At 39.4% G+C, this 14,823-nt stretch carries 13 protein-coding genes; 4 read left to right on the top strand and 9 right to left on the bottom strand.

Annotated features, from left to right (window positions below; all coding sequences use genetic code 11):
* Nucleotides 1–29 precede the first annotated feature (29 nt).
* Nucleotides 30–2,801, top strand: a complete 2,772-nt coding sequence (gene polA, locus J576_RS02560) for a DNA polymerase I (protein WP_002054529.1) — start codon at nt 30–32, stop codon at nt 2,799–2,801.
* Between the two features lie 59 nt (nt 2,802–2,860).
* On the opposite strand, the gene J576_RS02565 is transcribed toward polA, so the two are convergent.
* The 5 genes from J576_RS02565 to ppx are packed head-to-tail and all read right to left on the bottom strand — an operon-like array spanning nt 2,861 to nt 7,960.
* Nucleotides 2,861–3,430, bottom strand: a complete 570-nt coding sequence (locus tag J576_RS02565) for a YggT family protein (protein ID WP_002054582.1) — start codon at nt 3,428–3,430, stop codon at nt 2,861–2,863.
* A gap of 21 nt (nt 3,431–3,451) precedes the next feature.
* Nucleotides 3,452–4,288, bottom strand: coding sequence for a pyrroline-5-carboxylate reductase (gene proC / locus J576_RS02570; RefSeq protein WP_080631569.1), 837 nt, complete (start codon nt 4,286–4,288; stop codon nt 3,452–3,454).
* On the bottom strand, nt 4,263–5,663 hold the full coding sequence (tilS, locus tag J576_RS02575) for a tRNA lysidine(34) synthetase TilS (protein WP_081401038.1): 1,401 nt from the start codon (nt 5,661–5,663) through the stop codon (nt 4,263–4,265). The genes proC and tilS overlap by 26 nt, the downstream gene beginning before the upstream one ends.
* Nucleotides 5,600–6,421 carry an acetyl-CoA carboxylase carboxyltransferase subunit alpha gene (locus J576_RS02580; RefSeq protein WP_002054564.1) on the bottom strand — a complete coding sequence of 274 codons (822 nt, stop codon included), beginning with the start codon at nt 6,419–6,421 and terminating at the stop codon, nt 5,600–5,602. Before J576_RS02580 ends, tilS begins: the two co-directional genes overlap by 64 nt.
* Before the next feature lie 18 nt (nt 6,422–6,439).
* Entirely contained in the window at nt 6,440–7,960 is a 1,521-nt protein-coding gene (ppx, locus tag J576_RS02585) for an exopolyphosphatase (protein ID WP_002054555.1), read from the bottom strand.
* Between the two features lie 279 nt (nt 7,961–8,239).
* Between ppx and trxA the strand changes: the two genes are divergently transcribed.
* Nucleotides 8,240–8,566: a thioredoxin gene (trxA, locus tag J576_RS02590; protein ID WP_002054512.1), complete on the top strand. Its 327-nt coding sequence runs from the start codon at nt 8,240–8,242 to the stop codon at nt 8,564–8,566.
* Nucleotides 8,567–8,885: 319 nt separating this feature from the next.
* Nucleotides 8,886–10,154 carry a transcription termination factor Rho gene (gene rho / locus J576_RS02595; protein WP_001054522.1) on the top strand — a complete coding sequence of 423 codons (1,269 nt, stop codon included), beginning with the start codon at nt 8,886–8,888 and terminating at the stop codon, nt 10,152–10,154.
* Between the two features lie 184 nt (nt 10,155–10,338).
* Here the strand turns inward: rho and J576_RS19465 are convergent, their stop codons facing one another.
* Entirely contained in the window at nt 10,339–10,473 is a 135-nt protein-coding gene (locus tag J576_RS19465) for a hypothetical protein (RefSeq protein ID WP_017393480.1), read from the bottom strand.
* Nucleotides 10,474–10,566: 93 nt separating this feature from the next.
* Between J576_RS19465 and J576_RS02600 the strand changes: the two genes are divergently transcribed.
* Nucleotides 10,567–10,830 (top strand): hypothetical protein, encoded by a 264-nt coding sequence (locus J576_RS02600; protein WP_002054565.1) that lies wholly within the window; start codon nt 10,567–10,569, stop codon nt 10,828–10,830.
* A gap of 175 nt (nt 10,831–11,005) precedes the next feature.
* On the opposite strand, the gene J576_RS02605 is transcribed toward J576_RS02600, so the two are convergent.
* From J576_RS02605 to pheS, 3 genes are read right to left on the bottom strand one after another with little or no spacing between them, the layout of a single operon-like run.
* The gene (locus J576_RS02605; RefSeq protein ID WP_000126166.1) at nt 11,006–11,302 is read right to left on the bottom strand and encodes an integration host factor subunit alpha; all 297 of its coding nucleotides are present in this window, start codon (nt 11,300–11,302) and stop codon (nt 11,006–11,008) included.
* Nucleotides 11,299–13,680 (bottom strand): phenylalanine--tRNA ligase subunit beta, encoded by a 2,382-nt coding sequence (gene pheT / locus J576_RS02610; RefSeq protein ID WP_002054518.1) that lies wholly within the window; start codon nt 13,678–13,680, stop codon nt 11,299–11,301. Before pheT ends, J576_RS02605 begins: the two co-directional genes overlap by 4 nt.
* Nucleotides 13,681–13,712: 32 nt before the next feature.
* Entirely contained in the window at nt 13,713–14,693 is a 981-nt protein-coding gene (pheS, locus tag J576_RS02615; RefSeq protein WP_002054514.1) for a phenylalanine--tRNA ligase subunit alpha, read from the bottom strand.
* Nucleotides 14,694–14,823 lie beyond the last annotated feature (130 nt).

Genomic DNA, 14,823 nt, shown 5'->3' on the forward strand with positions numbered 1-14,823 from the left:
ACCCCTAATTCAAATTAAGGAATTGTTCAATGCCACCATTTGTCTTGGTTGATGGGTCCTATTTTTTATTTCGTGCATATCATGCATTACCACCATTGACGACCTCTACAGGGTTACATACCAATGCAATACGTGGGGCAATTTCTGCCATTCAAAAATTAATGCGTCGTATGCAACCAACACATATGGCCGTCATTTTTGATACGCCTGAGCCAACTTTCCGTCATAAGCTTTCACCTATTTATAAAGGTGACCGCCCAACCATGCCGGAAGAGTTATCTCAACAGATTCCATATTTACACGCTCTAATTAAAGCGCAAGGAATTCCTTTATATAGCCTTCCAGGTGCTGAAGCTGATGACATTATCGGGACACTGGCTAAACGTGCCGTACTTGAGGGGCATCATGTACTGATCTCAACCGGAGATAAAGACATGGCTCAGCTCGTCAATGACCATGTAAAATTAGAAGACAGCTTTAAAGATCGTGTAATGGACACCGACGGTGTATTTGAAAAATTTGGTGTTTGGCCAAATCAAATTATCGATTACTTAACCCTTATGGGCGATGCGTCTGACGGTATTATGGGCGTGCCTGGCGTGGGAGCAAAAACAGCAGCCAAGTTACTGACCGAATATGGCACTTTAGATAATATCATTGCGAATGTAGACCAGCTTAAAGGCAAACTTAGCCAAAATATTAAAGATAACTTAGACAATATTAAGCTTGATCACCAGTTAGCCAGTATTGTGTGTGATCTTCCTTTAGAACTTGACTGGCATGAGTTAAAGCTTACTGATCCAAACGTAGAGGCTTTGCGTAATCTATACACTGAGCTCGAGTTTAGAAACCAATTACAGTCGCTTGATCATCCAAACAATCCAAATAGCTCAAGCTACAAACAGCAAGCTTCACAGACCGTGGTTCAAAATGAAGTTAAACCTGCTGAAACAATAGAAACAGAAGATCAAGCTAGCTTAACTAGTCAAGATGATCAGCTTGGGACTGCAAATTATCATACTGTTTTAACTCAAGAAGCTTGGGATCAACTCTGGCAACGCATGCAAAATGCCGATCATTTTGCTATTGATACAGAGACCACAAGTCTTGATTACCGTATTGCCGAAATGGTTGGTTTTTCAATCGCCTTTGATGCAAAAGATGCCTATTATGTGCCTTTAGCACATAACTATGAAAATGCGCCACAGCAGCTGGATCGTGAACAAATTCTGGCTCAAATTAAGCCAGTATTAGAAAATGAAGCGGTTAAAAAAATCGGTCATCACCTTAAATATGATGCGCACATTTTTGCTAATCACGGTATAGAACTTAGAGGCTGGTATTTCGATAGCATGCTGGCATCTTATGTATTAAATGCAGCAGCAACTCGTCATGGCATGGATGATGTAGCTCGTGTCTATTTAAGTCACTTAACCACAACTTTTGAACAAATTGCTGGTAAAGGTGCTAAACAGAAGACTTTTAATCAAATTGAGATTGAAGTTGCTGCTCATTATGCAGCCGAAGATGCGCATGTGACTTATCGTTTATATGAAGTCCTTTCAAATAAACTTAAAGCACATCCTGAGCTAGAAAATATTTTATATAACATCGAAATGCCGGTTGCCCGAATTTTGTCAGGCATGGAAGAAGATGGTATTCGTTTAGATCATGCATTCTTAGATAAATTAAGTGTTGAATTTGCAAAAACCATGGAAGGCCTTGAAAATCAGGCTATGGAAATTGCAGATGAAACTTTTAACATTGCTTCACCTAAACAAGTAGGCGAAATCCTATTTGATAAATTAGGTATTAAAGGTGGTAAAAAAACTGCAACTGGACAATACAGTACCAGTGAAAGTGTTTTAGAAAAAATCGAACACCCATTAGCGGAAATTATTCTAGAACATCGTGGGTTAGCAAAGCTAAAAAGTACCTATACTGACCGTCTAGTTGAGCAATCTCATAACGATACCCATCGCGTACATACAAGTTATCACCAAGCTCTCACAGCGACAGGTCGTCTATCTTCTTCGGATCCTAACTTACAAAATATTCCAATTCGTAGACAAATTGGCCGTCAAATTCGTAAAGCATTCATTGCACCAGAAGGACGAGTTTTACTAGCAGCCGATTACTCACAAATTGAACTTCGTTTAATGGCTCATTTTTCTCAAGATGATGCTTTAGTACATGCGTTCCAGCACGGACAAGACGTTCACCGCCGTACGGCAGCAGAAGTATTGGGTATTGCGATCGAAGATGTAACAAATGATCAGCGTCGCCAAGCTAAAGCTGTAAATTTTGGTTTACTTTACGGTATGTCCGAGTTTGGCTTAATTCGTCAGTTAGGCTTCACACGTCAAGAGTCGCAAAACTATATTAAGCAATATTTCCAACGCTATCCGGGTATTTATGAATACATGCAACGTACCCGCCAAGTAGCATCGGAGCAAGGCTTTGTTGAAACTATTTTAGGACGTCGTCTTTATACACCAGATATTGATGCTCGAAATGTGATGGTACGTAAGGCTGCTGAACGTGCTGCGATCAATGCGCCTTTGCAAGGTAGTGCAGCTGATATTATTAAACTTGCAATGATTGCAGTTGATAAAATCTTGCCAAAAGATCAAGCAAAACTACTACTTCAGGTACACGATGAATTAGTGTTTGAAGCCGATCAAAATATTGCAGAAGAACTTTCTAAGCAAATCGCAAGTGTTATGGAATCCGTTGTCGAAATTTCTGTGCCTTTACTTGTTGAAGTTGGGCAAGGACAAAACTGGGATGATGCACACTAAGTCATCAATAAACCAATAAAAAAGGGCTGTGAAATACAGCCCTTTTTTATCGTCTCAACTTAAAGTCCAGTTAAAAGAACTTTAGCGACTTCATTCATTAAGATCTCAGCAATATAGAGCGCTAAGAATGCCAAAATTGGCGACAAATCAATCATTCCCATATTAGGCAGTAAGCGACGGAACGGGGCTAATAATGGTTCTGCCAAATCTTGAATGACTTCAATATAAGGTGAACGAGATTGAGTGAACATCACCACCCAACTCAAAATGATTGTCGCAAAAATTAAATAACGACAGAAACGAATCAAATCTTGGATCATTGTCACAAATGTCAAAATCACTAAATGAATCGGACTATTTGGCATTGAACCTGAAAGATACATCACACCGAAAATTTTCAGTAAATATAAAATAATTAAAAGAACTAACGCGGCTAAATTGAATCGGCCTTTTGCGACTGTTGGAAAAATTCGGCCAAAAATATCAACAATCTTCGTCGCCTTTACTGTCGATAAAACCACAGGATTATAAGGACTTACTGCCGCCAATTGCATTAAGAACCGGAAAAAGACCAATAAAATCGCAACGTTAATTAAAATTCCAAAAATTAGCGCAGAATTTGCACCCATAGTTGTCTTATCCTATTAAAGCTATTTTGCACTGTCACTCAGTTCTTGAGCCAATTCTTGGCTACGTTTCTGTGCAGCAGCTAATGCAGATTGAATATTTTGAGAGATTTGTGCACGATCAAAAACTTCAAGTGCAGCTTGTGTTGTACCATTCGGTGATGTCACATTTTTACGTAGTTCAGACGGAGTATTTGAACTCGTAATTGCCATTTGAGCCGCACCTAATGCCGTTTGAAGAGTTAAAGCAGTTGCAACTTTTTCATCTAGGCCTAGATTTTTACCTGCACGGATCATACTTTCCATGAGGTAGAAGAAGTAAGCCGGGCCTGAACCTGAAACTGCTGTTACCGCATCAATTTGAGCTTCGGAGTTTACCCAAATTGTTAAACCAGTTGCTGCTAAAATTTGACTCGTTAATTCACGGTCTGAAGCATCAACTACATCAGTCGCATAAATACCATGTGCGCCAGTTTGAACTAATGCTGGCGTATTCGGCATAACACGAACAATTCGTTCGCTATCAATAAGATTTGATATTGTCTTAATTTCCGCACCAGCAATGATGGAAATAACCAGTTTATCCGATAATAAGCCTTTCAGCGGACGTAGAACATTCGCTAGAACTTGTGGCTTTACCGCAAGTACGACAACATCCGCATTTTTAATTGCAGCCACATTATCTTGGGTTACATGAACTTCTTTTTCTTGTAATAAATGACGGATTTGTTCAACTGGATCTGAAACGGTAATACGTGTTGGCGGCAAACCTCTTGAAATCAGCCCGCCGATCAACGCTTGGGCCATATTACCACCACCAATAAAACAGATATTACTATTTACTGCACTTGTCATAACCATATTCGCCATTTACCAGATCACAAGAATGAGAAATTAAATCTGGTTGCCATCCTCCTTGCTCACAATACGGAGACTGAGCCAACCAAAATCCTTTCGGTGTAAAAACCCCAAGCATAACATTATCTATGACTAATATTTGAATTGTATGACGAAGCCAAGGCAAAATATGTGCTTCTTGAATCGCTTTTTTTAACGGCCATTGTCCAACACGACCATATAGATGAATCTTTTCCCCACCTTGACGTCGAATTATTTTCAATTTTTTATTCAATAAAGAATGACTTAAACCAATTTTTTTACTCTCAATATTGAACAGCCCTGCTGCGCCCTGCCATTCTTCTTGTAATTTAAATGAATGCTCCAGTTCAGCTTCAACCGGATTTAATTTTTCAGCAAGATAAATCTGTTTACTTAACCTATAAAGAATATTTTGATAACGGACGTAATAAAACTGGTTCCAATGTAAAGCGGCTTGTGCATCAGATTTAGAATCAATGACTTCTTTTTTTAAGCGCTCGACCATTTCAAATGCAGGCCGATATTGCCCATCACCCTTCATCCATGCAGAAAGTAACTGGCGCTGTCGTGCAAAAGATAACTCAAATAATTTCGTTAAATCTAAATAGTCAGCTGAACCCGAATATTGCCAATCATTTTTCAGAACTTCTTCTAAAATTTCGGAAGCATCCTGCATGAGATAACTGGTTCGGCTCAGCGCCTGCTGCATTTTTGGAAATCTTTTTGATAAAAATGGCCAAAGCTCTTCACGACACCACACACGGTCATAATGGGTATCATAATTCATTGGATCATCAATATACTTCACTTCAAGCTGAGCAGCCCAAAAAGCAATTTGCTCACGTGTTAAATCCAAAAAAGGACGCCAAATCGTCATGTTTGTACGGTAATCAATGGCTTGCATTGCAGCAAGTCCATCTACACCTGTACCTGACAATAAACGTAAAATAGCTGTTTCGGCCTGATCTTGCTGATGATGAGCAAGCAATAGAATTTCATTTTGTTGTAAATGTTGCTGATAAGCTTGATAACGTGCTTGACGTGCTTGAGCTTCCAGATTCCCATCAGAAATCTGTACTTTTTGAATAATGTAAGAAATATTTAAACTTGTTGCCTGACTGGCAACAAGTTTCCCCCATTCTGCACTTTGTTCTTGCAGTTGATGATCAATGTAAATTACCCGGATCTTTTGAGGGAAAATTTGAGTCATTAAATGTAGTAGTAGCATTGAATCCATGCCACCACTACATCCAATAAGAAAAGAACTATTTTCTGAAAACTCTTGAGCCTGCTTTAAGACGTGATGCCTAAATTTTCGCTGCCAAACTTCATTAAACGTTGATAACGTGCTTCGCATCGTTCATTTGCATCCATCGGTAGCAATTCATCCAAAGCTTGCTTTAAAACTACTTTTAGGTTTTGCATCACACGCTCAGGGTCTAAATGAGCTCCTTCGCCTTCATCTACTACATATTCAACAATACCTAGAGATTGTAGTTTATCTGCTGTTAAACCTAAAGCTTCACTCGCTTGAGCTGCTTTTTCAGCAGTCTTCCATAAAATAGATGCACAACCTTCTGGTGAAATCACAGAATAAATACTATGTGATAGCATAATCACACGGTCAGCAACCCCAATACCTAGAGCACCGCCAGAACCACCTTCACCGAGTACTGTTGCAACAACAGGAACTTTCAAACTTGAAAGTTGAGCAAGACTAGTGGCAATTGCTTCAGCTTGTCCACGTTCTTCAGCACCAACACCTGGATATGCACCCATCGTATCAATAAACGTGAAAACCGGAAGATTAAAACGCTCAGCCATATCTAGTAAACGCTGAGATTTACGGTAACCTTCTGGGTTCGCCATACCAAAGTTGTGCTTTAATTTTTCACGGGTACTACGACCACGGTGTTGTCCAATGACCATCACAGGTTGACCGTCAAAACGAGCAAGACCACCTACCATCGCACCATCGTCACCAAACAAACGATCACCATGCAAGGCATCAAACTCTGTAAAGATTTCACCGACATAATCTAGAAACTGCGGACGATCAGGATGACGTGCAATTTGAACCGTTGTCCACGCTTTGGACTGAGTAGCTTTTTTCATAGGTCGAATATTATCCCTTTAATCGATAAATTTTTCCGACTGAATATTCAATTCAATGTCCCAATGCTTAAACTGCTCTTGCTCATCATGCAAGTCGGCAACTAACAATGGCCATTGTTTGGCATCACCAGAAACACTAAGCTGCCATTGTTGATCATTTATGATGGTCAATTCAATGGCAGGAAGCATCTGATCACTGCGACTATGGTTGAGTAAAACTGCAAGGCGAAGTAATAGACTTAGGTAGAGTAATTTATTACCGCCCGCCTTTAAAACTTCATTTTTTACATCATTACGTAATTTACGACGATGATGAGCAACTAAATGTGAAAGATGGTTTTGATCAATTTGTGAGAAACCAGGAATATCAGAATGCTGTAATAAATAAGCACCATGACGATGATAACCACCATGACTAATTGCTAAACCAATTTCATGCAAATATGCTGCACGGCGCAGTAAGTCACTGTCTTCACTGGTTAAATTCAGAGATTCTGCTACCCCATCAAATAAGTGTTGAGCTGTATTTACAACTCGTTCTGCTTGTTTCGGATCAGCGTTATAACGTCCCATTAGGGCTTGCACACTACGATCTCGGATATCTTCATGCTTAAAACGACCTAAAAGGTCATACATGACTCCTTCACGTAATGCACCATCAGAATATGCCAAATGTTCAATTTCTAATACTTCAAAAACTGCGTACAAAATTGCCAATCCGGCTGGCAAAACTGCTCGTCGATCTTCTCTAAGTCCTTCAAAATCAATTTCAGAAATATTTTTGAACTTGAGCAACTTATCTTTAAGTTTATAGAGGCCTTCACGAGTAACATTTTCTTGCTCGTCACTTAACCCCATATTTACCATAATTTGACGGCAGGCTTTAATTGTTCCGCTAGAACCAACAACAGTATCCCAACCTTCCATCTTATAAGTTGTTGCGATCGCTGAAAGTTCTTTGCGCGCAGCAACCACTGCCTTATCAAAAGCTTTTTGGGTAATTTCACCATCAGCAAAGTAGGCTTTAGTATATGCTACACAACCCATCTGTAATGATTCGGTATAAATCGGCTCGAATTCTTCGCCAATAATAAACTCAGTAGACCCTCCACCGATGTCAACAACTAAGCGGCGTCCACCATTTGCCATCGTGTGAGATACACCAAGATAAATCAGTCGTGCTTCTTCACGGCCTGCAATAATTTCAATAGGTTTAGGTAAAATTTCAGCAGCTTTTTGAATAAACTCATGGCCATTTTTAGCCTGACGTAAAGCATTCGTTGCCACAATTCTTAAACGATTAGGTTGAACCGACCCCAAACGCCCGACAAAACGAGCCAAACATGCCAAGCCACGTTGCTGTGCAGCTTCTGTTAAGTTTTTATTTTCATCAAGACCAGCTGCAAGCTGTACTTTTTCTGACATTGAAGCCACTTTTTTAACTTCACCGTGATCTACCCGTGCAATGGCAAGGTGAAAACTGTTCGACCCCATATCTATGGCAGCAAGTAATTCTTCATCAATCAGAAAGTCAGACATTATTGAACTAAACCCATAACAATTCACGCCTAGAGTAATTCACAAGAATGCAATTGAAAAGCCATTTTCATCAACAATTAATAGCCATCGATAATTTTCGATTTGTTAAACGATTGTACAAGCCGATGGTGAATATCGTGAGCATCCATTAGACAAATTTAATTAAGCCTTGAATAATAGCATCAAACCCTTACATTGAACTAAGTAGCTATGTAATACTGATAGAGATTATATCCTCCTATAGTGATAGCACTTTTTTCTAAAAATTGGAGCCGTACCATGTCTGCGACTATTGTAAATACAACTGATGATAACTTCCAAGCAGATGTTCTAGATGCAGAAACACCTGTACTTGTTGATTTCTGGGCAGGTTGGTGTGCACCTTGTAAAGCGATTGCACCTGTTCTTGAAGATTTATCAAGTGAATATGCTGGTAAAGTAAAAATCGTTAAAGTTGACGTGACTTCTTGTGAAGATACTGCAGTGAAATACAATATCCGTAATATTCCTGCTTTATTACTTTTCAAAAATGGTGAAGTAGTAGCGCAGCAAATCGGTGCTGTACCTCGTTCTAAACTCGTTAGCTTCATTGACGAAAACGTTTAAGTCCGAACGTTACAGATGAAATACGCTATATCTCTATAGCGTATTTTTTTCGGCTATAAATTGACAAATTAGCTGATCTCACTTATATTGCATGCTCAAGAGGCACTGAAGGGAATCGTCTTCTGTCCGGCTTCTTACAAGACACAAACATAAAGATCGCCACTCGGCAACAGAAATTGTTTTTTCACATTTCTCTTCGAAACAGTTAATTAGACTTCTGAATTGTTATTGTGTAAATACAATTGCGATACTCTTTTTTGTATGCGAGCGATTTTTCTTCTTTTAAACCACACTCTATTCTTTCCTAATTCTGACCCCTATGAACTTAACTGAACTCAAGAAAAAACCAATCGGCGAACTAATTAAAATTGCTGAATTTATGGGCCTTGAAGGTATGGCTCGTAACCGAAAGCAAGATATTATCTTTGCCATCTTGAAACGCCATGCAATGAATGGCGAAGAAATTTTTGGTGACGGCGTTCTTGAAATTCTCTCTGATGGTTTTGGTTTTTTGCGCTCTGCCGCAGGTTCGTATTTAGCTGGTCCGGATGATATTTATGTGAGCCCCTCACAAATCCGACGCTTTAACTTGCGTACAGGTGATACCATCACAGGTACTATTCGCCCTCCGAAAGAAGGTGAGCGTTATTTTGCGTTGCTCAAAGTTAACCAGATTAACTATGACACGCCAGAAAATTCTCGAAATAAAATTTTATTTGAAAACTTAACTCCCCTTTTCCCAACCGAACAATTGGTTATGGAACTTGGTAATGGTACAACAGAAGACTTAACTGCTCGTGTTGTCGACTTAGTTGCGCCAATTGGTAAAGGACAACGTTCTATTATTGTTGCACCGCCAAAAGCGGGTAAAACAATGTTACTTCAAAACATTGCACAATCTATTGTGAGAAACAATCCGGAAGTGTTCCTTATTGTTTTACTTATTGATGAGCGTCCAGAAGAAGTAACTGAAATGGAACGTACCGTACGCGGTGAAGTCGTTGCCTCAACATTTGATGAAGCACCAGCACGTCACGTACAAGTAGCTGAAATGGTCATTGAAAAAGCAAAACGTCTTGTTGAACATAAAAAAGATGTTGTGATTTTACTTGACTCTATCACACGTTTAGCTCGCGCATACAACACTGTAATTCCTTCATCAGGCAAGGTATTGACCGGTGGTGTAGATGCACATGCATTAGAACGTCCAAAACGTTTCTTCGGTGCTGCTCGTAACATCGAAGAAGGCGGTTCTTTAACAATCATCTCTACTGCTCTTATTGAAACTGGCAGTAAAATGGACGATGTAATTTACGAAGAATTCAAAGGTACTGGTAACCAAGAAATTACACTTGATCGCCGTATTGCTGAGAAACGAGTCTTCCCTGCCATGAATATTAAGAAGTCAGGTACACGTCGTGAAGAACGTTTAATGGATGAAGATAAATTACGTAAAGTATGGATCCTCCGTAAACTTCTTCATCCTATGGATGAGTTGGCTGCTATGGAATTCTTACTTGACCGTATGAAAGAAACCAAAACAAATGATGATTTCTTTGATCAGATGAAACGTAAAGCTTCCACTTAATCATTATGTTGTTTTCCAAAAAGCTACTCTCATGAGTAGCTTTTTTATTTGGTTGACATGCTTTACACAAAAATACATTTTGTTAAACCTTATGTAAGGATATATTTAAGCTTTTGAAAACAAATATTTTTAATATAAAAAAATTATGTTTTTTAGTAGCTTACTTATACCTTTTCCAATATATCTAATCTAATTGATTGTTTTTTTCTGTTAAAAAACAGGCTGTTTTTTCAATTTTTCTGCGCTTTTTTGACAGGTGACAGTAGTATTTCAACATTTGCAGTGATAGCATAGCGGCAGACCAGTTAGACTGCTCCATGCGTTGTTACCTAGCTACGTTTAGGAATAATAAAAGCAAAACAGCCTAACTTAGGTTTTTTTAATCTCAAATTTTTTTTGTGAGAGTGATGCCATGTTATTCAAAAAATTCGCTGTTGCTGCTGCTGTTGCCGCTACTTTAGCTTTCGTTGGTTGTTCTAAGAAAGAAGAAGCTCCAGCTGCTGCTGCTGCTTCTGAAGCTGTAGCTGCTGCTTCTGAAGCTACTGCTGCTGCTTCTGAAGCTGCTACTGCTGTTGATGCTGCTGCTTCTGAAACTGCTGCTGCTGCTTCTGAAGCTACTACTGCTGCTTCTGAAGCTACTGCTTCTGCTGACGCTGCTGCTTCTGCTGCACACTAATCTATATCCTAGATTAGATAAAAAAGAGGACTTTATGTCCTCTTTTTTTTATACCTAAAATTTTATAATTTCAGTACAGATGTACTTGATATATCGATATAAAGTATTTCTAGGCTTATATTAAATACGATTCATTCAAAACTAATAAAACCAAATATAAATAAAAAAAAGCAGATCAATCGATCTGCTCATTTCCAACGCGTTGTCTAAATTTCTGACCTGCTCTAAAGGTCACTACACGACGGGCAGAAATCGGAATTTCTTCGCCTGTTTTAGGATTACGTCCCGGACGCTCGCGTTTATCTCTAAGCTCGAAATTACCAAAACCAGAAAGCTTAACCTGCTCACCCGCGATAAGCGCTTGGCTAATTTCGTCAAAGAACAACTCGACCATTTGTTTTGCTTCACGGCGATTTAAGCTGGTTAACTCACTTAAATGATCAGCCATGTCTGCTTTAGTTAGTGCTGTCATGAGGCCCTCAATGTCGCTTGATAAGTGTTTTCCAACACTTGGATTATATTGTCCATACCAGATTTAATTTCAGCATCTTCAAGCGTACGTGAAGGATGTTGCCATAATAGTGCAAACGCTAATGAACGTTTACCTTCTTCGACACCCTGCCCCGTATACACATCGAATAACCAAGTAGAGTCTAAAAGCTCTCCACCAGTTTTTTCGATTAACTGCTGAATATCTCTAACATTTATATTATCAGAGATTAAAAGCGCAATATCACGTCTAACCGAAGGAAAACGTGATAATTCTGTAAAATTAGATACATAAGATTGCAAAACTGCTGCCTGATCAAGCTCAGCAACCCAAGTTGTGCTCAAATCGAGCTGATTTTCTAAAGATGGGTGCAAACGACCTAGGTAACCAATTGATTTACCATCAACTAAAATTTCAGCAGACTGTCCTGGATGTAACCATGAACGCTCTGAACGTACATATTCAACTTTGACACGTCCAGCAGCTAAAACTTCCTCTACTTCACCTTTAAAATCGAAGAAGTCCATTGGTTGTGGCTTAGCATGCCATGATTCTGGTTCACGAGAACCTACAGCAATTAAAGCTAATGTCGGGATTTGCTTTAAGTCTTGAATAGAATTGGCATCTTGATAATCAAAACGTAAACCAAGCTCAAAGAAACGTACACGGCTTTGCTGACGATTTAAATTATATTGCACACAAGGAATTAAACTAGAAAGCAAAGTGCTACGCATTGCTGCCAAATCACTTGAAATTGGATTTGCTAGCATAAGTGGATTGATTTGCGGGTTTAACTGCTTTTCAAGTTTTGCATCAGCAAAGCTAAAGCTGATTGCTTCTTGGTAACCTAAAGTAACTACTGTTTGGCGTAGCTGTGCAATTTCAAAACGATCTTGGTACTTAGCAAGCTGAACATCCATGCTTGGTAAGCTGATCTGAATATTGTCATATCCATCAATACGAGCAACTTCTTCAATCAAATCTTGATAAATTGCCATATCATAACGATGTGAAGGTGGAACTACGCTCCATTCGCCATCAGCTTTAACAGTTACTTCACAACCTAGTCGGGTTAAAGCATCTGTAATAAATTCAGCAGCAACTTGATATCCCAATAATTGGTCTACCTGAGCTTGCTTAAGTTCGATCGCTTCACGTTTAGGAAGTAAATCAGATTTTTCAGCTATAGTAATTGGACCAAACTCACCACCTGCCAACTCTTGAATAAGCTGGGAAGCACGGTTCATCGCAATCAAAGGTAATTCGAAATCTACACCGCGTTCATAACGTTGCGAAGAGTCTGTGTGTAAACCAAAACGACGAGCACGCCCAGCAATCGCAAGCGGAGCAAAGAATGCACTTTCTAAGAAAATATCTGTTGTATCATCAGTTACACTTGACGCTAGACCACCCATAATACCGGCAATTGCTAAAGCTTTCTGGTCATCAGCAATAACCATCACATCTTCTTGCAATTCAACTTCTTGATCATTCAAAAGTTGCAACTTTTCTTGCGGCTTAGCTTGGCGAACTTGTACAGTACCTTCGATTTTAGCTAAATCAAAAGCATGCATTGGCTGGCCTAATTCCATTAGAACGTAGTTCGTTACATCAACTAAAATACTGTGTGTACGAATACCTGAACGTGCTAAAGCTTGTTCCATCCATTCAGGAGTAGCAGCTTTCACATTTACATTTTTAATGACACGTCCTAAATAGCGTGGAGCACCCTCTGTGCTGATAACAACCTTTTTCTCATCAGTGATTGTCGCATCAACCGATTTAATTTCAGGTTCATTCATTTGCAGTTGGTTAATCACTGCAATTTCACGTGCGATACCACGGATACTGAAACAGTCACCACGGTTTGGCGTAATACTAATATCGATGACGTTATCATCAAGTTTTAAGTATTCACGGATGTTTACCCCTACTGGAGCATCGGCAGGTAGCTCAAGCAAACCATCGATTTTATCTTCAAGATCAATTTCAGAAGCACCGCACAACATACCTTGTGACTCAACGCCACGAAGCTTACCTTTTTTGATTTTAAAATCGCCTGGTAATACTGCGCCAATAGTTGCCACAGGTGCTTTCATTCCAGCACGAACGTTAGGAGCACCACATACAATTTGTAAAGGTTCACCTGTACCAATATTCACTGTTGTTACACGCAGACGGTCTGCATCTGGATGCTGTTCAACTGTTAGAACTTCACCAACTACAACTCCGGTAAATGGCTTAGCAACAGGCGCTAGTTCATCTACCTCAAGACCAAGCATAGTCAACTGATCAGATAATGTATCACTATCAATTGCAGGGTTAACCCATGTGCGCAACCAATTTTCGCTAATCTTCATCTTTATAAACCTTATTTAATCCTGAAAAAATGTTAGGCAAATTGGCGTAAGAAACGCACGTCATTTTGATAGAACATACGCAAGTCATTAATGCCATAACGCAACATTGCAAAACGTTCTACCCCTAAACCAAAAGCAAAGCCTTTGTATTTATCAGGATCAATACCCGCAGCACGCAATACATTTGGATGCACCATGCCACAGCCTAATACTTCTAACCAACGTCCACGCTCATCCATGATATCTACTTCTGCACTAGGCTCTGTAAATGGGAAATATGATGGGCGGAAACGTACTTTTAAATCTTTCTCAAAAAACTCATTAAGTAAGTTAATTAATAAACCTTTTAATTCAGCAAAGCTGGTGTTCTCAGCAACATACAAACCTTCGATTTGATGGAACATTGGCGAATGCGTTTGATCGGAGTCACAGCGGTATACACGGCCCGGACATACAATACGAATTGGCGGCTGACTTGTTTCCATGGTACGAATTTGCACACCAGAGGTATGCGTACGCAACAAATGGTTTGCATCAAAATAGAAAGTATCGTGCATGGCACGTGCAGGGTGATGCCCAGGAATATTTAATGCTTCAAAGTTATGATAGTCATCTTCAACTTCTGGCCCTGTTGCAACCGTAAAACCAGCTTTAGTAAAGAATTGGCAAATACGCTCTTGCACTTGAGTAACAGGATGAACTGTACCAATGCGCTGTCCACGACCTGGCAAAGTAATATCAATGGTCTCATTTGCTAGTTTTTGTGCTAGCGCAGCTTGTTGTAATGCCGTTTGACGCTCAGTTAAAGCACTATTAATTGTTTCTCGAACAGCATGAATCGCAGCACCTTGTACTTTACGTTCTTCAGGGTCCATTTTCCCTAATGCTTTCGATTGTTCTGCAAGCTGGCTTTTTTTCCCTGTAAATTGCACACGCACCTGATCAAGTGCAACAAGGTCTTGAGCTGCTGCAATGGCAGCAAGCGCTTCTGTGGTCAGGGCTTCCAGTGACATATTAACTCTCAAAGCAACAAATTTAAAAATATAATAAAACACTGCATTCTAACAGTTTTTCACCGTATTGATGAAGTTTATCCATCATGAAAAATGTATTAGGCAACAAAAAGATAAAACGTATAAAATA

This window comes from Acinetobacter sp. 766875, from assembly GCF_000582055.1.
Lineage (GTDB): Bacteria > Pseudomonadota > Gammaproteobacteria > Pseudomonadales > Moraxellaceae > Acinetobacter > Acinetobacter nosocomialis.